The following is a 20,974-nucleotide window of genomic DNA, read 5'->3' on the forward strand; positions in this document are numbered from 1 at the left end:
GTGGCGACTCGACCGGTGGGTTGGCGGCGAGAGGGCTTGGCTGGTGGTCATCGGTGGGTTGGCGGCAGGTGGCGACTCGACCGGTGGGTTGGCGGCGAGAGGGCTTGGCTGGTGGTCATCGGTAGGTTGGCGGCAGGTGGCGACTCGACCGGTGGGTTGGCGGCGAGAGGGCTTGGCTGGTGGTCATCGGTGGGTTGGCGGCAGGTGGCGACTCGACCGGTGGGTTGGCGGTGGGACGGCTTGGCTGGTGGTCATCGGTAGGTTGGCGGCAGGTGGCGACTCGACCGGTGGGTCGGTGGCGAGAGGCCTTGGCTGGTGGTCACCGGCGGGTTGGCGGCACGTGGCGACTCAATCGCGGGTTGGCAGTGAGACGACTTGGCTGTCGGTCACGGTCATGCTGGAGCCGAGATCCTCTTGGCGGCTGATCACCGAGTCCGCGACCGCCCCACAGCGCTGTGAGCAGGTCATGACTCAACCGGTGGGTTGGCGGTGGCACGACTTGGCTGTTGATCATGGCTGGCAGCCGCGATCAAGACCTAGGCCGGTAGGTTGGTGCGGGCACGAGATGGTGGGCCGCGCTGTGAGCAGCCGTGGTGCAGCAATGCTGGACTGCTATCGCCGGACGGTTGGCAGTAGCCCAAGCGACAATGCCATCGCCATGCCCTCGCAGTCCTCAGCATGCAGCACGGCGGCGGGGTAGAGCATGCGGTCTGACGTGGTGCAAACCACAGCCACCGCCCTGGTGGCGATTGCCGCCATATCGCCTGTGTCGAGTGCGCAAGGCGCTGTGGCCGACACGGACCGGACTCGGCCCGTTGTTGGGCAGCCGGTTGATGGGCAGGTGGGCTGGCAGGGAGCTGGCGGCGTACCCAGCGGTTGTGGGTGCGGCGGGCTGGGTGAGGTGTTGGCTTGATCGCGAGTGTGGATGTGGAGGAATGGGGAGTGTGGGTTTGGGGTTGCGGATGGGTGGGTGGTGTTGGGCCTGGTCGGTGGGTCGGGTCCGTGGGGCCGGGCTGCGTGAGCTGGGGCCCGTTACCCTTTGAACTGCAGTAGTCGCGTCTGTCGAAGAGAGGAAGCCGCCGTGTCCCGTTTCGTCGACCGTGTGGTGATCCATGTCGCCGCCGGTGACGGCGGCAACGGTTGTGCCTCCGTCCATCGTGAGAAGTACAAGCCGCTGGGTGGCCCGGATGGTGGCAATGGCGGCAATGGGGGCGATGTCGTCCTCGTCGTCGACCCCAACGTGCACACCCTGCTCGACTTCCACTTCCGCCCGAATGCCGCGGGTGGCAACGGCAAGCAGGGCCAAGGCGCCAACCGTGACGGCGCCAACGGCACGGACCTTGAGCTGAAGGTGCCCGACGGCACCGTGGTCATGTCCGAGGACGGCGAGATCATCGCCGACCTGGTCGGGGCCGGCACCCGCTTCATCGCGGCCGCCGGTGGCCGCGGTGGGCTGGGCAACGCCGCACTCGCGTCCAAGGCGCGCAGGGCGCCCGGGTTCGCCCTGCTCGGCGAGCCGGGGGAGCGGCTCGACCTGGTCCTTGAGGTCCGCTCGGTCGCGGATGTCGGCCTGGTCGGCTTCCCGTCGGCGGGCAAGTCGTCGCTGATCGCGGTGATGTCTGCGGCCCGCCCGAAGATCGCCGACTACCCGTTCACCACGCTCGTGCCGAACCTGGGCGTGATCACCGCCGGGGACCACGTGTTCACCATGGCGGACGTGCCCGGCCTGATCCCCGGTGCGAGCGAGGGCAAGGGCCTCGGCCTGGACTTCCTCCGGCACATCGAGCGCTGCGCCGTGCTGGTGCACGTCGTCGACTGCGCCACCTACGAGCCCAACCGTGACCCGTTGTCCGATGTGGACGCGCTGGAGGAGGAGCTCGCCCGGTACACCCCCGCGCTGGGCGGCGACCTCGCCGAGCGCCCCAGGGTGGTCGTGCTGAACAAGGTGGACATCCCCGAGGCCCGCGACCTCGCCGAGATCGTCCGCCCGGACCTCGAGGCCCGCGGCTGGCCGGTCTTCGAGATCTCCACCGCGACCCGCGAAGGCCTGCGCGAGCTGAGCTATGCGCTGGCCGAAGTCGTCGAGGAGTACCGCGCCGCCCAGCCCGTGGTCGAGTCGACCCGGGTCGTGCTGCGGCCGACCGCCGTGGACGACAAGGGCTTCGAGGTCAACCACGACCCGGACGACGAGGAGGGCTTCATCGTCACCGGCGACCGGGTGGAGCGCTGGGTCCGGCAGACCAACTTCGACAACGACGAAGCGGTGGGCTACCTCGGCGACCGGCTCAACCGGCTCGGTGTCGAGGACGCACTGGCGGCCATGGGTGCACAACCAGGCTGCCCGGTGACCATCGGCGCGTGGACCTTCAGCTGGGAGCCGTCCACCCCGGCCGGGATCGCCAGCGTGCTCACCGGCCGGGGCACCGACGTCCGGCTGGAACCGAACAGCCGGATCAGCGCCGCCGACCGCAAGCTGGCCCGCCGGGTCCGCCGCGGCCTGGCCACCGACGAAGAAGACGAGTGACCCACCGGCCATGGCCCACGGCACCAGCAGGAGCCGTCGAACGCCATGGCCGGGCACACCGAATGAGGACAATCGGGTGAAATCCCCGCTGATCGCGCCCCGTCACACCGCACCCCTCCGTACAGCATCCGGGAGCGAGCTGTGACGTCCCCGACCCGTAAGGCCATCGCCGAAGCCAACCGGATCGTCGTCAAGGTCGGATCGTCCTCGCTGACCACCGCCGCCGGTGGCCTGGACCCCGCCCGGCTGGACGCCCTTGTCGACGCGCTCGCCACCCGCCGAGCCGACGGCACCCAGGTCGTCCTGGTCTCATCGGGTGCCATCGCGGCCGGTCTGGCCCCACTCGGGATCGCTCGCCGTCCCCGGGATCTCGCGACCCAGCAGGCCGCCGCCAGCGTCGGCCAGCTCGCCCTGGCGCATGCGTACGCCTCGTCGTTCGCGCGCTACTCGCTGACTGTCGGCCAGGTCCTGCTCACCGCCGACGATGTGGTCCGCCGCTCGCACTACCGCAACGCCCAGCGGACGTTCTCGAAACTGCTTGCCCTGGACACAGTCCCCGTGGTCAACGAGAACGACACCGTTGCCACCGAAGAGATCCGGTTCGGTGACAACGACCGGCTCGCCGCCCTCGTCGCCCATCTCGTCGGTGCCGACGCGCTGTTCCTGCTGTCCGATGTGGACGGCCTCTACGACGGAGACCCGCGCGCAGGCAAGGGTGCACGCCGCATCGAGGAGGTCATCGGTGACTCCGATGTGGACGGTGTCAAGGCCGGTACCCAAGGCGCGTCCGGCCTCGGCACCGGCGGCATGGCCTCCAAGCTGTCCGCCGCCCGCCTCGCCGCCTCGGCAGGCATCCCCGTTCTCCTCGCCGCCGCGGCCCAGGCGCCGCAAGCGCTGACCTCCGCCGACGTTGGCACCGCCTTCGCCGCCACCGGCGCCCGCCTCTCCGCCCGCCGGTTCTGGCTCGGCCACGCCGCCGGAGCCACCGGCCGCCTCTGGCTTGACGACGGTGCTGTGGCCGCTGTGGTCAACCGCCGCCGCTCACTCCTAGGTGCGGGCATCACGGCCGTGGATGGTGAGTTCGACGCGGGCGATGTCGTCGAACTCGTCGATGTCACAGGGCACGTCGTCGCCCGTGGCGTGGTTGCGTTCGACGCCGCCGAACTTCCGGCTCTCATCGGCCGGTCCACCCACGACCTGCCCGCCGAACAACGCCGCGAAGTCGTCCACGCCGACGACCTTGTCCCACTCCGCCGCCAGCAGTAGCGGTCAGGGCTTTTTGGTGAGGTGACCGACCAGCAAAGCCAGCTGGTCGGCGTATTTCGTGATGAAATCCGGTGAGGCGGCGTCCTCGCCGGTGATGTTGCGGACCGCCCGTGGCAGGGCAAGGCTGGCGCTGGCCGCTGCCACCAGGGCCAGCAGCAGATAGGCCGGGTCGAGGTCGTCCGGGATCTCGCCCTGTTGCTGCCTGGTGCGGATCTGCTCGACCTGGACCTGCATGAAGCGGGCTTCCGGGTCTCCGCCGGGATCGTCCTCGCCGGACATGTTCGCCCACATCATCATGCGGCCCCAGTCGCGGTCGTGCAGGGTCGTCATGACGAACTGCCGGGCCACCTCGGGCAGCGGCTGGTCCACTGTGGAGATCTCGCCGCCGGTCTCGTGCCACTGACCGGCCAGCTCCTGGAACAGCCCTTCCTTGCCGCCGAAGTAGTAGGAGATCAGCTGCTTGTTCACCCCCGCGCGGCCGGCGATGTCGCTGACGCGGGCGGCCGCGTACCCCTTGGCACCGAACTCGATCTTGGCGGCGTCGAGGATCTTCCGCTTGGTGCGCTCCGGGTCGCGCTGCTTCTCGACCGGTGCGCGCCTGGGGTTCCGGCTGGTCTCTGGCACCCGCACAGGGTAGCCGATCATCGGCAGGTATGACTTAGTCAAATCTAGAGTTGACACAATCAACCGATCGGATGATTATTGATGCATCGCAGTCACCCCCACCACCCGAGGAGCCGAGATGAAGCGCCAGTTCCATGTCGTCGTGATCGGCGGCGGCACCAGCGGGCTCTGCCTGGCCCAGGCCCTGCACAAGGCCGGAGTCAGCGTTGCCGTCTACGAGCGCAGCCGTACCCGCACCGAGCGGTTGCAGGGCTACCGCGTCCACATCAACCCGCACGGCTCGCAAGCCCTGCACGACTGCTTACCGCCGGATCTGTGGCAACGGTTCGTGGACTCGTGTGGTGTCTCCGGCACCTACGCGTTCCTCACCGAGCAGATGGACGAGCTCATCCGGATCGAGAACGACCTGACCTCGGGCGCCGACGCCGCTTCATCGCACCACTCGGCCAGCCGCATCACCCTCCACCAGGTGCTGTCGGCCGGGCTCGACGGAATCCTGCACTACGACAAGGAGTTCGAGCGATACGAGCGGAACGCCGACGGGACCGTGACCTGCTACTTCGCCGACGGCACAACCGCGACCGGCGACGTCGTGGTGGCTGCCGACGGCGGCGGCTCCCGCGTGCGCCAGCAGTACCTCCCGCACGCGGACCGGGTGGACACCGGCATCACCGCGATCGCCGGGAAGTTCCTGCTCGACGACGAAAGCCGCAAGCTGCTGCCGGAACGGCTGCTGGACGGGCCCAACAGCGTACTGCCGCCCAAGGGCTGCCTCATGTTCTGCGCCCCGCACGACCTGGCCGACGGTCGCAACGACGAGACCTTCGAGCACGACAAGGTCCTGTTCGACAACACCACCAGCTACATCATGTGGGCCTACGCGGCGAACAGTGCCAGGTTCCCCGCCGGTCTGTCCGAACTGGACGGTGATGGTCTGCGGGACCTGGTCGGCCGGATGATCGCCGACTGGCACCCGGGATTCCGCACCATGGTGGCCGCGTCGCCGGGCGAAGCCGTGTCGCTGCTGCCGATCCGCACCTCGGTCCCGGTGAAACAGTGGGAGACAACGAACATCACCCTGGCCGGCGACGCGATCCACAGCATGACCCCGTTCGGCGGCATCGGTGCCAACACCGCGCTGCGCGACGCGCGGCTGCTGGCGCACAACCTCATCGAGGTGGCCAACGGTGAGCGCGACCTGCTCGACGCCATCGGCGACTACGAACGACAGATGATCGACTACGGGTTCGCTGCCGTCCGCTCGTCCATGCGCAACGCCACGCAAGCCGTCTCGGAGTCCCGGGCCGGTCGAGTCGTGTTCAAGACTGTGCTGCGGGTGTGCTCTGCCGTGCCTGCCTTGAAACGCAAGATGTTCAGCGGGCAGGGCACCGGCAAGTAGTCACTTCAGCTCCATCCCCTTCGTCTCGGGCAGTGTGAGGATCACCAGGAACGCGATCACGGCCCCGCCCGCGACGTACCAGAAGAACGCAGTCGAGGCGCCGAGATCGGCCAGCCACGTGATCAGAAGTGGCGCTGTGCCACCGAAAAGCGCCACCGTCAGGTTGTACCAGGCGCCGATGCCCAGGCCGCGCAGCTCGGTCGGGAACATTTCACTCATGATCGCCGGCGCGATCGACGTGATCATCGTGTACAGCCCCAGCCCGACACAGAACACCACCAGCAGGTTGCCCAGGCCGGGCCGGACCAAAGTGGACAAGGGCACGATCAGCAGGGCGATCGCCGCGGACCACACCAGCATCTGGGGTTTCCGGCCGAACCGGTCCGCGGCAGCGCCCATCGGGTACTGCAGCACCACGAACAACGCCGTCCCGATGGACAACGCCAGGAAGACATCGTCCGCGGTGGCCTTCCGGGAGTTGATCGCGAACGGCGTCAAGGCGCTGAAGAACGTGTAGTAGCAGAGCGTCGACAACATCGTGTAGCCGACGAGCTGCCCGACGGCCTTCGGGTGATCGCGCAAGGTCACCCACAGCGGGTTGCGGGTCTCCCGCGCCTTGTCCTTGCTCTGCTCGAAATGTGTTGTCTCGTCAATGGTCCGTCGCAGCCAGAGGCCGACCAGGCCGAGCACACCGCCGAGCAGGAACGGGATGCGCCAGCCGTAACCGGCCATCTCGGCCTTGTCGAGGATGCGGACCAGGAAGTAGCCGAGCAGGGACGCGATCAGGACGGCCGTACCGGTGGAGATGTAGAAGAACGCCGAGTACCGGCCCCGCCGGGAGTTCGGCGCGATCTCGCCAAGGTAGGCGGACGCGTTCGACACCTCGCCGCCGAGCGAGATGCCCTGGGCGATCCGGGCGATCAGCAGCAGGACCGGGGCGAGCCAGCCCACCGCGGCGAAGGTCGGCAGCAGCCCGATCGCCAGCGAACCGCCTGCCATCAGCAGGATCGTCAGGATCATCGCGGGTTTTCGCCCTTGCACGTCGGCGAACCGGCCCAGGAGCAGGCCGCCGAGCGGGCGGAAGAAGAACGCCAGAGCGTAGGTGGCGAACGTGGCGATCAGCGACTTGCTGTCCGGTGCGAACAGTGCGTTCGCGATGTACGTGCTGAACGTCGCGTAGACGGTCCAGTCGTACCACTCGATGGCGTTGCCGATGCTCGCGGCGACCAGCTTGCGGATCGGCAGCCGGTGCACGACCGGCTCGGTCACCTGCTCTGACATGTATGGACTTAACCACAATGCAAGAGCGAGTAGTAGATCCCTAACCGAGCGGGTAGTTCGTGCGCACCTTGTCGATGTAGGAGTCCCGGGACACCGGGCCCCCGAAGCGCAGCCGGTCATACCCGGTGAACGGCGGTTCGAGGGCGTCCAGTTCGTCGACGAGCGCGTGCAGCCCGGTCAGCCACGCCACCGACTCGGGCTGGGCGCTCGCGATCGCTTTGCCGATGTCCATGATGAGCTCCGCCTTGCGTTGGATGGTCTCGGGCGTGACCGACCGGAGACAGACGTACTGCCCACTCAGGTACGACTGCCACTCCTCGGCACCGGACTCGGGATCGGGCCACTGCCCGAGAAACCACGCGCGAAGCCGGCCCGTGCCGCCCGCTCGCTCGGCCAAGGCGAGCAGGTCGGCCGGGACCATCTGAACTCCGTCCGACCGGACATAGCTGGGCAGGGGAAGCCGTCCGGCCAGCATCTCCGTCCGGAGCCAGTCGCTGTCCGCGGCGATCTGCTCCAGTGGCACGTAGTACTCGTCGACGTAGGCGTCGTCGGCGGCGGTCATCGGGTGGACGCCGTTGACGTCGACGAACTTGGCCTGGACTTGGGCATGGAGGTCATCAGCCATGCGGACACGGTAGGCCCGCGAGGTTTCGGTGGCGGCCGAAACGTGCGCGATCCCTTGCGGCGCAGGGTCAATCCACTATGAGGCAGTCGCGTGCCTTGTCAAGGTTCGGGCCGGCTGAGCGGCTACGTCGTGCTGGCCAGGGCGAACGGCAGGACGGCCGGTGCGCCCGCGGTGCGCAGCAGCCTGCTCGCCATGGCCATGGTCCAGCCCGTGTCGATCTGGTCGTCGACCACCAGGACCGGGCCGGTCACCGTCCGGAGGCTCTCCGCGAGATCCACCGGGATGCGCATCGCCTGCCAGAGACCGGCAAGACGCTGCGCGCTGTTGGATTTCCGTTCGCTACCACCACCTACTTCCAACTCACCGAGGTATTCCAGGCGCCCGATGCCGGCGAGTCGTTCGCCCAGGCTGCGAATGAGCTTCGGCCTGCGGTGTGAGGAGATGGTCACCACCGCGACCGGCCGTTGCTCCCACTTCCACGACGCGAGCACCTTCACGCACGCGTCGAACACGTCGTCCGGTACAGGCTCGTCGGGCGCCGCCACGCTCAACATCGTCCGCAACCGGTTGCCCCAGCCGATATCGGTCAGCCGGCCGAGCGCCCGCCCGGGCTCGGCACGCTCGTCCGCCGGGATCTTCCCGGACAGCGGCACCCCGAGCTCGCGCATCCCGGGCGGCCACTGCTTGCGTTCGCCGACATCGACGCCAGGCCGCCGAAGCCGGTCCCTGGCCTGCGCCGAGGCCGCGTCCGATACGGCGGTGTCCCACGTCCGGCCGGTGCAGTTGTCGCACCGTCCACAAGGGACCGCGTGCGGATCGTCCAGCTGCCGCAGCAGGAACTCCATCCGGCAGCCGTCCGTGCTCTGGTAGTCGAGCATTGCCTGCTGCTCGACCACTCGCGCCTCCGCGACATGGCCGTACCGCTCGGAGTCGTAGGACCACTGCTCGCCCATGCTCACCCAGCCACCGCGCTCCCGCCGCACGGCACCGTCCACATCGAGCACTTTGAGCACCACCTCGAGCCGCGAGCGGGACAGCTCCACGCGCGGTTCGAGCGCCGGCAACGACATCGGCCCGTTCGCCCCCGCCAGGGCGTCGAGCACCTGCCGGACCACCGGCTCCGGCGGGAAGGCCAGCGACGCGAAATAGGCCCAGATGTCCCGGTCCTCCTGGCCCGGGAGCAGCAGCACCTCGGCCTTCCGCACGCCACGGCCTGCCCGGCCGATCTGCTGGTAGTAGGCGATGGGGGACTGCGGCGCGCCCAGGTGCACCACGAATCCCAGATCCGGCTTGTCGAACCCCATCCCGAGCGCGGATGTGGCCACCAATGCCTTCACCCGGTTCTGCTGCAGGTCCTCCTCTGCCTGCAGCCGCTCGCCCTGCTCGGTCTTGCCGGTGTACGCGCTGACCTCGAACCCCTTCTCCCGCAAGAAAGAGGCGACCTCCTCGGCAGCGGCCACGGTCAGCGTGTAGATGATCCCGGAGCCGGGCAGCTCCGGCAGCCGCTCGGCCAGCCATGCGATCCGGGCCGGGGCGTTCGGCAGCCGGACCACGGACAGGTGCAGGCTTTCCCGGTCCAGCGCGCCGCGCAGCACCAGAGCGTCCGTTGTGGACGGTCCCAGCCCCAGCTGCTGGGCGACGTCCCGCACCACCCGGTCGTTGGCGGTCGCAGTGGTCGCCAGAACCGGAACTCCCGCGGGCAGTTCGGTCAGCAACGTGCGCAGCCGCCGGTAGTCCGGCCGGAAGTCGTGACCCCAGTCCGAGATGCAGTGCGCCTCGTCGACGACGAGCATGCCCGCCGATGCCGTCAGCGAAGGCAGCACGTTGTCCCGGAAGTCGGGGTTGTTCAGCCGTTCCGGGCTGACCAGCAGGACGTCAACCTCACCGGCGTTGACCGAGGCCTGGATCTCCTGCCACTGCTCGGGATTGGCGGAGTTGATGGTGGCCGCGTGCACCCCTGCCCGCGCGGCCGCCTCGACCTGGTTGCGCATCAACGCCAGCAGCGGCGAAACGATAACAGTCGGGCCCTCGCCGCGCGCCCGCAGCAAGGCGGTGGCGACAAAGTAGACAGCCGACTTGCCCCAGCCCGTGCGCTGCACGACAAGCGCACGTCTACGGCCCGCCACCAGCGCCTCGATCGCCGTCCACTGGTCGTCCCGTAGCCGTGCTCGGTCACCGGCGAGCGCCCTCAGGTGGCGCTCGGCTTGCTCGCGCAGTTCTTCTGTCACGTTTCTACGTCTACCCCATGGCAACCTCTGGCACAGTAACTTGTCCGTGCGAACGGACCGTTCGCACGGATTGGGAGCGGAAGTGGACGATCACCAGCAGGTTCGCCGGCGGGACTCGAGTGCCAGCCGCGCCGCGCTGCTGGACGCCGCCGCCGAACTGTTCGCTGAGCGCGGCTACGACCGCACCACTGTCCGAGACATCGCCGGCCGCGCAGGCGTGAACCAGGCGCTGCTGTTCCGGTACTTCGGCAGCAAGGAAGCCCTTTACGCCGCCGTCGTCGCGCGCGCCGGGCGCGACAAGCTCGCCGAAGTCCCGCCGAACGAGCTGTTCGCGCAATTGCTGCGCGGGATCCTGGACCGCCAGGCCGGCCAGGACCACTCGTCGCAGATCATGCTCCGGTCCAGCGCCGAGGACGTCTCCGTCAAGGCCATCGGTCAGGAGCTGGGACAGGACTACATCCGGGCACTCTCCGTCCTGACCGACGCGCCCGAGGCCGACCTGCGGGCGCATCTCGTGCTCGCCTGGATCGTCGGCATCGACCTGATGCGTGCCGACGGCGGCCTGAGCCCTCTGGCCAGCGCGAATCCCGAGCAGGTCGTCGCCTGCGTGCTGCCTGCGGTCCGGACACTGCTCGAACGCATCAAGGACATCTCGCCCGAATAAGACACTCTGTGCAACCGCGTTGACCGCATGTGTCACCCTCTGTATGGTCATCGGATGTAAGCAGTTGCTTACAAACATCGAAGGGGGCCAATTCGATGACCACCACGCACGAGCCGGTGAACTTCCCGTTCACCCCTGACTACGACCGGCTCAACCCCAGCCCGCAGACGATCGGCACCGGCGACGGCGAGCCATTGGTCCGCGTCCGGCTGCCCTACGGCGGCGAAGGCTGGCTGGCCAGGCGCTACGAGGACGTCAAGGTCGTGCTGGCCGATCCCCGGTTCAGCCGGGCCGTCGCGTTCGGCAAGGACGTGCCCAGGGCGACGTCCTACATCAGCGACCAGCCGGGCATACTCGACATGGACCCGCCGGACCACACCCGGCTGCGCCGCCTCGCCGCCAAGGCGTTCACCGCGCGCCGCGTCGAGCTGCTCAAACCGCGCACCCAGGAGATCATCGACGGGCTGCTGGACAAGATGACCGCGGCCGGCCCACCGGCCGACCTGATGGACTCGGTGTCCTGGCCGCTGCCGATCACGGTGATCTGCGAGCTGTTGGGAGTTCCGGTCGAGGACCGCGCGAAGTTCCGGGCGTGGACCGACGCGTCCCTCTCGATCACCGCGTACACGCTCGAAGAGATCATGGACGCGCGGCAGAGCCTGCGCGAGTACATGGCCGGGCTGATCGCCGAACGCCGCCGCGAGCCCGCCGACGACCTGCTGACCGGGCTGGTCAAGGCACGCGACGAGGAAGACCGCCTGTCCGAGCAGGAGATGGTGCAGTTCGCGGTCGGCCTGCTGATCGCCGGCCACGAGACCACGGCGAACCAGTTCGGCAACTTCATGTACACGCTGCTGACCCACCCGGACCAGCTGGCCGCGTTGCGTGCCGACCCCGGCCTGGTCGACGCGGCGGTCGAGGAGATGATGCGGTACACGCCGCTCGGCGGCGCCTCGTCCGGGTTCCCCCGGTTCGCGACCGAGGATCTCGAGCTCGGCGGCGTCCTCGTACGGGAAGGCGAGGCTGTGTTCGTGGACATCACGGCGGCCAACCGTGATCCGCGGGTGTTCGACCGGCCCGAGGAGCTGGACATCACCCGTGAGAGCAACCCGCACATCGGGTTCGGCCACGGGGCGCACCACTGCCTGGGCGCGCAGCTGGCGCGCATGGAACTGCGACTGGCCCTCTCGACCGTGCTGCGGCGGTTCCCCGACCTCTCGTTCGCCGTGGCGGAGGCCCAAATATCCTGGAAGCGCGGCCGCTTCATCCGCGGTCTCGAGACTTTTCCAGTGACGTGGTCGGAGGTACGAGTGTGAGCGACACCCAGTGGCGGCTGGAAGTCGACCGGCACACCTGCATCTCGTCCGGGATGTGCTCGGGCATCGCGCCGGACCACTTCGAGCTGGAAGGCGACGGCTCCCATCCGCTGGCGGACGTGGTCGACCAGAACGAAGCGGTGATCGACGCCGCTGAGTCATGCCCGGTCGAGGCCATCAAGGTGTTCAACGCCGCATCGGGCGAGCTGGTCTCCCCAGTCGACTGAACCTAGGGCCGCGGAGCGAAGCGGACGACGACCTGATCGAGTGATTTGCGGACCAGGTCGGGGACAACGGTGTCCTTCGCGGGATATCCCACCGGGATCACCGCGAACGCCCGCTCGTTGCACGGCCGGTCGAGCACGTCGGCCAGGAACCTCATCGGGCTCAACGTGTGCACCAGCGCCGCGAGCCCGGACAGGTGCAGGGCGGTCAGCAGCATGCCCACCGAGATGCCGACCGACTCGTCGACGAAGTAGTGCTCGTGCTTCTGCCCGTCGGCGTCGACGGAGTAGCGCTGCTCGAACACCACGATCAGGTAGGGCGCGTCGGTGAGGTGTGGCTTCTGCTCGTTCGTGCCCATCGGTTGCACGGCGGCCTGCCACTCCTCGCCGATCCCCTCGGCGTAGGTGCGCCGCTCCACTTCCTCGGCAGCGGCCCGGATCTGGGCTTTGACCTCGGGATCCGACACCATGACGTAGGTCCACGGCTGCTGGTGGGCGCTGGACGGCGCGCTGGCGGCGACCGCGATGGCGTCGAGAACCACCTGCTCGGGCACGGGATCGGCCGAGAAGGTCCGCACCGTCCGCCGCTGGTCCATGCGTTCGCGCAGGTCAGCGGCGATGCGCAGGGAGGCGTCCGGGGGGATCCGGCGTGGCCGGTACGGCGTGGGGCTGTACGGCTGGCCATGCATGGGCGTCCAAGTCCTCATGACCCGATCTTGCCGTCCACACCTGGGGGTTCGTACCCGCCGGACGTGAAGACGACGGTTTGTGGCCAATGTGTCCGGGTGATCCCGCGTACGCTCCGGTGCTATGTCGGCGCACCGTCGCATTGGGATCATGGGTGGCACGTTCGACCCGGTGCACCACGGGCACCTGGTCGCGGCCAGCGAGGTGCAGGCCAGGTTCGACCTGGACGAGGTCATCTTCGTGCCGACCGGCCAGCCCTGGCAGAAGGGCGCCCGCGAGGTCAGCCCGGCCGAGGACCGCTACCTGATGACGGTCATCGCCACCGCGTCCAACCCGAGGTTCTCCGTCAGCCGGGTGGACATCGACCGCAAGGGCCCGACCTACACCGTCGACACGCTGCAGGACCTGCGCGCGTCCCGCCCGGAGGCGGAGATCTTCTTCATCACCGGGGCCGACGCGCTGGCCCAGATCCTGTCGTGGCGGGACGCGGAGAAGCTGTTCGGCCTGGCGCACTTCATCGGCGTCACCCGTCCCGGTTACACGTTGGACGACCACCACCTGCCGGACGGCTCGGTCAGCCTGGTCGAGGTGCCCGCCATGGCGATCTCCTCCACGGCCTGCCGCGACCGCGTGGCGCTGGGCGAACCGATCTGGTACCTCGTGCCCGACGGGGTCGTGCAATACATCCAGAAGCGTGACCTGTACGCCGAACGGACCATCGCCGGCGTCGCGGAATAGGCGCGCGCCCTGCTGGCCAGGCCCAGGTACCCTCAGTACCTTCCACCATGACGGCCGTACCAAGGGAGAGACGTGGCTGCATCGCCCGACGCACGCAGGTTGGCGCTGGTGGCGGCCAACGCGGCTGCCGACAAGCTGGCGAGCGACATCATCGTGCTGGACGTGTCCCAGCAGTTGGTCATCACCGACTGCTTCGTGATCGCCTCGGCACCCAACGAACGCCAGGTCGGGGCCATCGTCGACAACGTCGAGGAGAAGATGCGCGAGGCGGGCACCAAGCCGGTCCGGCGCGAGGGCGCCCGTGAGGGCCGCTGGGTGCTGCTCGACTTCGTCGACGTCGTGGTGCACGTCCAGCACACCGAGGAGCGCTCGTTCTACTCGCTCGAGCGGCTCTGGAAGGACTGCCCGCGGATCGAGTTCGACCCGGAGGCGGCGACGTGACCCTCAGCCGCCTCGTGCTGTGGCGGCACGGGGAGACCGACTACAACGCGTCCAGCCGGATGCAGGGCCATCTCGACTCGGCCCTCACCGAGGTCGGCTGGAACCAGGCCCGGTTCGCCGTGCCCGCGTTGGCCCGGTTCTCCCCGGATCTGGTGGTCGCGTCCGACCTGCGCCGGGCGATGGACACCGCGAACGTGTTCGTGCAGGCCACCGGCGTGCCGATGCGCATCGACAAACGCTTGCGCGAGACGAACCTGGGCACCTGGCAGGGGCTGACCGGCGCCGAGGTGGACGAGCGGTCGCCGGGTGCGCGCGCCGAGTGGCAGCAGGACGCGACCTGGGCGCCGCCGGGTGGCGAGTCCAGGGTCGAGGTCGCCCAGCGGGCCGCCGAGGTCGTGGCAGCGCTGGACGAGGGCACCGAGGAGACGGTCATCCTCGGCACACACGGCGGCCTGATCACCGCGCTGACGGCCAAACTACTGGGGTTGCCGGTGGCGAACTGGCCGCTGCTCGGCGGGATCGGCAACTGCCACTGGACGGTGCTGGCCCGTCGGTCCACCACCGGGCTGGCCTGGCGGCTGATCGCTTACAACGCCGGCATCACCGGATGACCACGCTGCTGTTCTTCGGCGACTCGCTGAGTTTCCATGGTCCGGACGGGCCGATGCCCGCCGACGACTCCCGGCTTTGGCCGAACGTGGCGGCTTCCTTGCTCGATGGCCATACCGAGCTGGTCGCTGGGTTCGGGTGGACCGCTCGCGACGCTTACTGGTCCCTCGTCGGTGACCCGCGGGTGTGGACGTTGTTGCCCAAGGCCGACGTGCTCGTACTGGGTGTGGGCAGCATGGACACGCTGCCGTCGCCACTGCCTACATACCTACGGCAGGGACTGCGGTACTTGCGGCCGGACGGGTTGCGTAGGTGGGCGCGTGACCAGTACAAGGCCGCCCAGCCGTGGCTGTCGCGTGTGATGGGTGGTCGGCCTGTTGCCCTGCCGCCTGCGTTGACCGTCCGGTATCTCGACCTCGTTCTGACGTCGATCCGGGCGCTGCGTCCCGACCTGCCTGCGGTAGCTGTACTTCCGCCCGTGCACCGAGCGCCCTCGTACGCGGGTGTGCACACCGGGCGAGTGCCTGGGGCTGCCGCGATCCGGGCTTGGGGCGAGCAGGCTGGGGTGCCGTTGCTGGACCTCGCCGACCTGGTCGGTGATCACGTTCTCGGCGGGCACGGCAACATTGACGGGATGCACTGGGGCTGGGACGGACACAAGATTGTCGGACACGCCCTCGCCGCGCTGGTTGAGCAGACCATTCGCGCGAAACAGACGTAGGCTCGGCGATCATGCGGGTGGTCGTCGTCACCGACTCCACGGCACACCTGCCGGAAGGGTTCGCCGTCCGGCACGCGGTGCGCGTGGTGCCCTTGCATGTCGTCATGGACGACGAGGTCGGGCTGGACGGCATCGACATCGGACCGGTCCAGCTCGCGACCGCCTTGTCACAGCGCCGGGTGGTGACCACTTCGCGGCCGTCGCCGCACGAGTTCGCCAAGGTGTACCAGGACGAGCTGGACGCGGGCGCGTCCGCGATCGTGTCCGTGCACCTTTCGCGGCACCTGTCGGGGACGTGGGACTCGGCGCGCCTGGCGGCTGAGGAGATCGGGGCCGGGAAGGTCCGCGTGGTGGACTCGCGGACGACGGGGATGGGTCTGGGGTTCGCCGCGCTCCGTGCCGCTGCCGCTGCCGCATCGGGGGCGTCGCCGCAGGAGGTCGAGGACGCTGCGGTCGATGCGGCCGCGTTGACCAAGACGTTCTTCATGGTCGAGACGCTGGAGTACTTGCGCCGGGGCGGGCGGATCGGTGCCGCTGCCGCACTTGTCGGGACGGCTTTGGCGGTCAAACCGGTGCTGCACGTGTCCGAGGGACGCATCGTTCCGTTGGAGAAGGTGCGGACCACCAGTCGCGCGTTGGCCCGGCTGGTCGATCTGGCCGCGGATGCGGCCGGTTCCGGGCGCGTCGAACTCGCCGTGCATCATCTCGCCGCGCCCGACCGGGCCGCCGAACTGGCGACACGGCTGGAGGAGCGGTTGCCGGGTTCGGCCGGCTGTGTGGTGTCCGAGCTGGGCGCCGTGATCGGTGCGCACACGGGACCAGGGGTGCTGGGAGTCGTCATCCTGCCCTCCGCGACCCGGTAGCACAAACCACCGACAAACCCGCCAGAGAAAAGAGAAAAAGGGCGGAGTTGTCCACAGCGAACGGTTATCCACAGCCGAGCCGCCACGACAAGGACACCGAAACCCAAACCGAATAGCGTCGAAGACGTGTTCGATTCGCTGCGACGCCACCAAGCCCAAGACCGGACGGCAAGCGACCGGTTGCAGGAGCTCGTGGCGGCCGCGCCGCCGCCACCGAAGAGCACCGACGAGACCAAGGAGTGGATAGATGAGACGCCCCCGTCGCCGCTAGCAAAGCCTCGCATTGCAACGGTTCTGGGCCGGATACCGGCCCGGCGGCTGCCGATCGTGCTGGGCGCGGCCGTGTTCGCCGCGATCTGCGCGGTGGTCGGATTGTTGTTGTCGCGTCCGATGAAGGAATCGCCGCCGCCGCTGCCCGCGGCGGTCGTCCAGGACCACAAACCCACTGCTACACAGACGATCGTGGTGAGTGTGGTCGGCCGGGTGCCGTCGCCGGGGCTGTTCACGTTACCGGACGGCGCCCGGGTGGCCGATGCCGTGCACGCGGCCGGGGGAGCGTCCACTGAGGACTTGATCGCGCTGAACATGGCCCGCCGTCTGGCAGATGGCGAACAGGTCTATGTCGGCGTGCCCGCGCCACCCGAGCCCGCGGCGCCCGCGGCCAAGCCAGGCAAGATCGACTTGAACTCGGCGGACGCGTCCCAGCTGGACAACCTGCCCGGCGTCGGTGCGGTCACGGCCCAGCGGATCATCGAATGGCGCGGGCAGCACGGCCGGTTCACCGCGGTCGAGCAGCTGCGTCAGGTCGACGGCATCGGGGAAAGCCGGTTCGCGCGGCTGAAGGATCTGGTGACAGTGCACTGACTTCGCGCGCAACAGCTTCCGTTCGTGTCCTGGCCCCGGCCGCTCTGTCCCTTGAGGAGCTTTCGATGACCACCCGGTACTGATCGCTTGCATCCCGGCCACCGATTCCCTTGCCGCTCCGTTACTCGCGCTGCCTCGCGCGCTCGGAACGACACCATCTTGGAGTGCATACATGATCATCCGTCCCACAGATCCACTGAATGCCAAGGATTGGCGGCTGGTTCCCGCCGCGGTGGCGGTATGGCTCGCCGTGCTGCTGGGACTTTTGCTGACTTGGTGGCTGACATTCGTTGTTGGCGCGTTGGCGTGTGCGGCCGGTGTCTGGGCGCTGAGAGGACGGCTCATCCGGCTGCGTGGACCGACTCGCCGCATCATCCGAGTCGATGTCCTGGAGCAACGGGAACGTTGGCTTCGCCGCGGCGTCGGCTGGTCTCTGGTCGTGTGCGGAGCGCTGGCGATGGTGCCGACTTCGTTGCGGATGCGGTCGTCCGAGCTCGATCCGATGCGTGTCGCCGCGGAGCGGGGTGAGGCGGCGCGGCTGGCCGTCGAACTGTCCGACCGGCCGAAGCAGATCTTCTCGACCGGATTCGGCGGTCAGCAGGCCGGTGCGCATTCCGCGCTCGTCACTGCGAAAGTCCTGCACGCGCGGGTCGGTGGGCGCGAAATGTCTTCACACGGCACGGTCGTCCTGCTCGTTCCGGTTGAAGGGTGGTCGAAGCTGTTGCCCGGTCAGGAGGTTCAGGTGGATGGCGATCTGGCGCCGAATGATCGCGCGGTCGCGATGGTGCGGGTGCGGGGTCCGCCGGAAGGCATGACGCCCGCGTCTGCCGTGCAACGGGCGGCGGAGTCGCTGCGGGCCGGTCTGCGGTCGGCTTCCGGAGTGCTGGCAGACGAACCGGCGGGACTGCTGCCCGGGTTGGTCGTCGGCGACACCAGTGCTCTGCCGCATCGGGTGGTCGAGGAGTTCCAGGCCGCCGGGATGTCGCATCTGCTGGCCGTCAGTGGGGCGAACTTGGCGATCGTCGGCGTGGCGGCATTGCTCCTGTTGCGCGCGTTGAAGTTTGGGCCGAAATGCTGCGCTGCGGGAGCGGGGCTCGTGTTGCTCGGGTTCGTTGTGCTGGCGGGGCCGGAGCCCAGCGTGCTGCGTGCCGCGGTGATGGGCGGGGTCGGTTTGCTCGCGCTCGTCGTGGGGCGTCAGCAAGCGGCATTGCCCGCGCTGGCCGCATCGATTATCGGGTTGGTCCTGGACGATCCCGCCATGGCGACGAACGTCGGGTTCATCCTGTCGGTCCTCGCCACCGGGGCTCTCGTAGTGGTTGCGTCCAAGTGGACCAGATCGTTGGCAGGAAAGGGGATCCCAAGGATCATTGCCGAAGCGGTGGCGGTACCCGCGGCTGCGCATCTCGCGACGGCGCCGGTCATCGCGGCGCTGAACGGCCAGGTGAGCTTGGTCGCTGTCGTGGCGAACCTGCTCGCAGCGCCTGTGGTCGCACCGGCCACGGTGCTCGGGTTGCTCGCCGCGCTGGTGACCGGGTGGCTGCCTTGGCTGGGTGAGGTTCTGGTCCGGTTCGCCGGTCCGGAGCTGCACTGGATGATCGAGGTCGCGCGGCATGCGGCCGCCGTGCCTGGTGGCGTCGTCGGCTGGCCGGCGGGCTGGTTGGGCGGTGTGCTGCTGGCGGTGTTCCTCGTCGGCCTGGTGCTGGTCATGCGTCGGAAACGGTTGCGGGTACTGGTGATCGCGGTCGTAGTGGGTGCGCTGGTCGTGCTCGTGCCGGTGCGGGTGTTCCAGCCGGGCTGGCCGCCGTCCGGATGGTCGGCTGTGGCCTGCGATGTGGGGCAAGGCGATTCGATCGTGCTCGCGACCGACGAGCCAGGGCGTGCGGTCGTGGTCGACACGGGACCGGATCCGGGTGCGGTCGCGGGCTGCCTCAGCCGCCTCGGGGTTTCCACGATCCCGTTGGTGGTCTTGAGCCACCTGCATGCCGACCACGTCGGCGGGCTGTCGGCCGTTCTCGGTGAGCACACGGTCGGCGCGGTGGCGGTCGGTTCCGGGCGGTTGCCGGGATGGGCGTGGCGGCAGGTGCGTTCCGAGGCCGAGCGCGCTGAGGTGCCACTGGTGTGGCTGTCGGCGGGGCAGCGGCTGGAATGGCCGGGCCTGACGATCGAGGTACTTGGCCCACGTGTGGTGGACACCCGGGAGGACGGAGAAGCGACTGGAACAGAGATCAACAACGGCTCACTTGTCCTGCGGGCAACAACTCGCAGTGGCCGGCTGCTCCTCACCGGCGACGTCGAGCTCGCGGCCCAGGCAGACCTGCTCGATGAACACATCGACCTGACTGCCGACATCCTCAAAGTCCCGCACCACGGAAGTCGCTATATCGCCCCGGAGTTCCTGACCGCCGTCCACCCGCGTGTGGCCCTGATCAGCGTTGGCGCGGGCAATCGCTATGGACATCCAAGCCCGGGCACGATCACCCAACTGACCCTGAAAGGAGCAATGGTTCTCCGCACCGACCAGGACGGCGACTCCGCCGTACTCGGCACCAGCACCGACCTGTCAGTCGTCCGTCGCGGCGACCCCCGCGCTCCACCCGACCACTGATCCGAGCCGCACCAGAGCTGATCCAGACCCGCCGGGGACTGGTGAGATCCGCCGGGGATTGGCGGCGTGTCGTTCGGGGAGTTCAACCAACCATCCAATGGCCTTGGCGCCGTTGACAAGCACAAGGAGGTACTGGCTGGCCTGTGACGCTCACCTCGGGCGCTCGGACGCGGCACTCATCACCCGGTGTCCACCGGTTCGCTGGAGCTTCACACTTGCGGTCCCGCATTCACCGTGGGGCAGCGGCAGAGAGATCATCTGGACGTCTGCGGCAGGTCATCCGCGTTCGACTGCGATGTCCTTGGTGGTCGCGATCCAGGAGCGTCTCGGGTGCCTGCTGTCTTGGGGAGCCGCGGCTGCGTCACCGATCGGGCTGCTCGGCCCATGTCGTCACCGGGCAACTCGACGTACGTCGCCGTCGGCTGCTCGACCCGCGTCGTCATCGGATTGCTTGGCCGCGTCGCCACGGGGCAGCTCGGCGTACGTCGCCACCGGGTTGCTGGGCCCGCGTCGCCATGGGGTTGCTTGGCCTGGCCTGCGGTCGGGGCGGATCACCTCAACGGGGTCCAGCGTCGCCAGACGGACAGTGGCATACCGCCTGCTGTTCCTCGGCAAGGCTGACATGCTGTTGCCGCACAGCCGCCAGCCGTCGCCGAGGGTGTGCTCGTTGAGCGCCTGGCCGAGGCCCACGCTGAGCACAAACTGGTCCTCCCGGTGGGCGGTGGCGGTGACTGCTGCTGCCTGGGCGATGATCACCGGAGACCCGCTCGGTGGCGTATTCCCTGAGGGGCTCTACGACGAGTCGAGGAGCACCTGCGGTCGTAGGGATGGCCGTGCGACTACGACACACCACGTATCCGTGCTGGCATGAGCGCCGGGTGAGGCGGTTCCTCGACGGCCGATGGTCTGCCTTGGCACGCTTCGCGCGGAACGGGCCGCCATGTCCGCGTTGCGGAGGTGTGGCGACTGCCTCCGGTCGCGAGGGCGCCGCTGTCGCGCTTGTCGGCCTTGCCAAGTGATGGGTGTCGCCAAGTGGTCGCGGCCATGGCAAGACCTGCCAACGGCGCGCGTCTGGTTCACCCGGGTCAGTGGGCAAGGAGCTCAAGCGCGGTGCCACGGCCCAGCTCGTCTACGTCGCCCCCGGCGCCGAGGACGGCATCGAGTCGACCCTGCGGTTCCTGCTCTGCTGCGTCCGGCGGCGGTCGATCCGGCGAGACCGGTGTCTGGCTGGCCGTAGGGCCCGTCGGGAGTAGCAGCTGGTGGCGTAGGCCCGTCGGACGTGGCAGCTGGTGGCG

General features: G+C 68.7%; 20 protein-coding genes. 14 read left to right on the top strand and 6 right to left on the bottom strand.

Annotation, left to right across the window (positions count from 1 at the left end; translation table 11 throughout):
• The first annotated feature begins 1,081 nt into the window (after positions 1 to 1,081).
• Positions 1,082 to 2,524, top strand: coding sequence for a GTPase ObgE (gene obgE, locus AB0J95_RS37035; RefSeq protein WP_364768918.1), 1,443 nt, complete (start codon positions 1,082 to 1,084; stop codon positions 2,522 to 2,524).
• 141 nt (positions 2,525 to 2,665) lie between these two features.
• Positions 2,666 to 3,790, top strand: a complete 1,125-nt coding sequence (gene proB, locus AB0J95_RS37040) for a glutamate 5-kinase (protein ID WP_364768921.1) — start codon at positions 2,666 to 2,668, stop codon at positions 3,788 to 3,790.
• 3 nt (positions 3,791 to 3,793) lie between these two features.
• On the opposite strand, the gene AB0J95_RS37045 is transcribed toward proB, so the two are convergent.
• Complete coding sequence (locus tag AB0J95_RS37045; protein ID WP_364768924.1) at positions 3,794 to 4,414, bottom strand: TetR family transcriptional regulator; 621 nt, start codon at positions 4,412 to 4,414, stop codon at positions 3,794 to 3,796.
• Positions 4,415 to 4,532: 118 nt separating this feature from the next.
• Between AB0J95_RS37045 and AB0J95_RS37050 the strand changes: the two genes are divergently transcribed.
• Entirely contained in the window at positions 4,533 to 5,813 is a 1,281-nt protein-coding gene (locus tag AB0J95_RS37050; RefSeq protein ID WP_364768927.1) for an NAD(P)/FAD-dependent oxidoreductase, read from the top strand.
• Here AB0J95_RS37050 and AB0J95_RS37055 read toward each other — a convergent pair whose 3' ends face one another.
• The 3 genes from AB0J95_RS37055 to AB0J95_RS37065 all read right to left on the bottom strand — a co-directional run bounded on the left by AB0J95_RS37055 (position 5,814) and on the right by AB0J95_RS37065 (position 9,947).
• Positions 5,814 to 7,094 carry an MFS transporter gene (locus AB0J95_RS37055; protein WP_364768930.1) on the bottom strand — a complete coding sequence of 427 codons (1,281 nt, stop codon included), beginning with the start codon at positions 7,092 to 7,094 and terminating at the stop codon, positions 5,814 to 5,816.
• Positions 7,095 to 7,134: 40 nt separating this feature from the next.
• The gene (locus AB0J95_RS37060) at positions 7,135 to 7,719 is read right to left on the bottom strand and encodes a DUF6058 family natural product biosynthesis protein (RefSeq protein WP_364768932.1); all 585 of its coding nucleotides are present in this window, start codon (positions 7,717 to 7,719) and stop codon (positions 7,135 to 7,137) included.
• A gap of 122 nt (positions 7,720 to 7,841) precedes the next feature.
• Positions 7,842 to 9,947: a RecQ family ATP-dependent DNA helicase gene (locus AB0J95_RS37065; RefSeq protein ID WP_364768935.1), complete on the bottom strand. Its 2,106-nt coding sequence runs from the start codon at positions 9,945 to 9,947 to the stop codon at positions 7,842 to 7,844.
• Between the two features lie 82 nt (positions 9,948 to 10,029).
• Here AB0J95_RS37065 and AB0J95_RS37070 point away from each other — a divergent pair, with 82 nt between their 5' ends.
• From AB0J95_RS37070 to AB0J95_RS37080, 3 genes are all read left to right on the top strand, one after another.
• Positions 10,030 to 10,611 (top strand): TetR family transcriptional regulator, encoded by a 582-nt coding sequence (locus tag AB0J95_RS37070; protein WP_364768937.1) that lies wholly within the window; start codon positions 10,030 to 10,032, stop codon positions 10,609 to 10,611.
• A gap of 95 nt (positions 10,612 to 10,706) precedes the next feature.
• Entirely contained in the window at positions 10,707 to 11,927 is a 1,221-nt protein-coding gene (locus AB0J95_RS37075; protein WP_364768939.1) for a cytochrome P450, read from the top strand.
• On the top strand, positions 11,924 to 12,154 hold the full coding sequence (locus AB0J95_RS37080) for a ferredoxin (RefSeq protein ID WP_364768942.1): 231 nt from the start codon (positions 11,924 to 11,926) through the stop codon (positions 12,152 to 12,154). Before AB0J95_RS37075 ends, AB0J95_RS37080 begins: the two co-directional genes overlap by 4 nt.
• A 2-nt stretch (positions 12,155 to 12,156) precedes the next feature.
• On the opposite strand, the gene AB0J95_RS37085 is transcribed toward AB0J95_RS37080, so the two are convergent.
• Entirely contained in the window at positions 12,157 to 12,858 is a 702-nt protein-coding gene (locus tag AB0J95_RS37085) for a nitroreductase family protein (RefSeq protein ID WP_364768945.1), read from the bottom strand.
• Between the two features lie 103 nt (positions 12,859 to 12,961).
• Between AB0J95_RS37085 and nadD the strand changes: the two genes are divergently transcribed.
• From nadD to AB0J95_RS37120, 7 genes are all read left to right on the top strand, one after another.
• Positions 12,962 to 13,576, top strand: coding sequence for a nicotinate-nucleotide adenylyltransferase (gene nadD, locus AB0J95_RS37090; protein WP_364768947.1), 615 nt, complete (start codon positions 12,962 to 12,964; stop codon positions 13,574 to 13,576).
• 72 nt (positions 13,577 to 13,648) lie between these two features.
• Positions 13,649 to 14,017: a ribosome silencing factor gene (gene rsfS, locus AB0J95_RS37095; protein WP_364768950.1), complete on the top strand. Its 369-nt coding sequence runs from the start codon at positions 13,649 to 13,651 to the stop codon at positions 14,015 to 14,017.
• Positions 14,014 to 14,628, top strand: coding sequence for a histidine phosphatase family protein (locus AB0J95_RS37100; protein WP_364768952.1), 615 nt, complete (start codon positions 14,014 to 14,016; stop codon positions 14,626 to 14,628). The genes rsfS and AB0J95_RS37100 overlap by 4 nt, the downstream gene beginning before the upstream one ends.
• Entirely contained in the window at positions 14,625 to 15,347 is a 723-nt protein-coding gene (gene octT, locus AB0J95_RS37105; RefSeq protein WP_364768955.1) for a diglucosylglycerate octanoyltransferase, read from the top strand. The genes AB0J95_RS37100 and octT overlap by 4 nt, the downstream gene beginning before the upstream one ends.
• An 11-nt stretch (positions 15,348 to 15,358) precedes the next feature.
• Positions 15,359 to 16,210 (top strand): DegV family protein, encoded by an 852-nt coding sequence (locus AB0J95_RS37110; protein WP_364768958.1) that lies wholly within the window; start codon positions 15,359 to 15,361, stop codon positions 16,208 to 16,210.
• Positions 16,211 to 16,336: 126 nt separating this feature from the next.
• Entirely contained in the window at positions 16,337 to 17,074 is a 738-nt protein-coding gene (locus tag AB0J95_RS37115; RefSeq protein WP_364768961.1) for a ComEA family DNA-binding protein, read from the top strand.
• Between the two features lie 172 nt (positions 17,075 to 17,246).
• A complete protein-coding gene (locus tag AB0J95_RS37120) occupies positions 17,247 to 19,679 on the top strand; it encodes a DNA internalization-related competence protein ComEC/Rec2 (protein ID WP_364768964.1) in 2,433 nt (810 codons plus the stop codon).
• Positions 19,680 to 20,069: 390 nt separating this feature from the next.
• Here AB0J95_RS37120 and AB0J95_RS37125 read toward each other — a convergent pair whose 3' ends face one another.
• On the bottom strand, positions 20,070 to 20,435 hold the full coding sequence (locus tag AB0J95_RS37125) for a hypothetical protein (RefSeq protein ID WP_364768967.1): 366 nt from the start codon (positions 20,433 to 20,435) through the stop codon (positions 20,070 to 20,072).
• A 332-nt stretch (positions 20,436 to 20,767) separates the two neighbouring features.
• Between AB0J95_RS37125 and AB0J95_RS37130 the strand changes: the two genes are divergently transcribed.
• Complete coding sequence (locus tag AB0J95_RS37130; protein ID WP_364769319.1) at positions 20,768 to 20,932, top strand: hypothetical protein; 165 nt, start codon at positions 20,768 to 20,770, stop codon at positions 20,930 to 20,932.
• The last annotated feature ends 42 nt before the right edge of the window (positions 20,933 to 20,974 follow it).

The sequence above is a fragment of the Actinocrispum sp. NPDC049592 genome (genome assembly GCF_040675465.1).
Taxonomy (GTDB): domain Bacteria; phylum Actinomycetota; class Actinomycetes; order Mycobacteriales; family Pseudonocardiaceae; genus Kibdelosporangium.

What these genes read in the sequence shown, in the direction of transcription:
- AB0J95_RS37050 (WP_364768927.1), top strand. Translation starts at nt 4,533, where the DNA reads ATGAAGCGCCAGTTCCATGTCGTCGTGATCGGCGGCGGCACCAGCGGG.
- AB0J95_RS37055 (WP_364768930.1), bottom strand. Translation starts at nt 7,094, where the DNA reads ATGTCAGAGCAGGTGACCGAGCCGGTCGTGCACCGGCTGCCGATCCGC.
- AB0J95_RS37060 (WP_364768932.1), bottom strand. Translation starts at nt 7,719, where the DNA reads ATGGCTGATGACCTCCATGCCCAAGTCCAGGCCAAGTTCGTCGACGTC.
- AB0J95_RS37075 (WP_364768939.1), top strand. Translation starts at nt 10,707, where the DNA reads ATGACCACCACGCACGAGCCGGTGAACTTCCCGTTCACCCCTGACTAC.
- AB0J95_RS37085 (WP_364768945.1), bottom strand. Translation starts at nt 12,858, where the DNA reads ATGAGGACTTGGACGCCCATGCATGGCCAGCCGTACAGCCCCACGCCG.
- nadD (WP_364768947.1), top strand. Translation starts at nt 12,962, where the DNA reads ATGTCGGCGCACCGTCGCATTGGGATCATGGGTGGCACGTTCGACCCG.
- octT (WP_364768955.1), top strand. Translation starts at nt 14,625, where the DNA reads ATGACCACGCTGCTGTTCTTCGGCGACTCGCTGAGTTTCCATGGTCCG.
- AB0J95_RS37110 (WP_364768958.1), top strand. Translation starts at nt 15,359, where the DNA reads ATGCGGGTGGTCGTCGTCACCGACTCCACGGCACACCTGCCGGAAGGG.
- AB0J95_RS37120 (WP_364768964.1), top strand. Translation starts at nt 17,247, where the DNA reads ATGATCATCCGTCCCACAGATCCACTGAATGCCAAGGATTGGCGGCTG.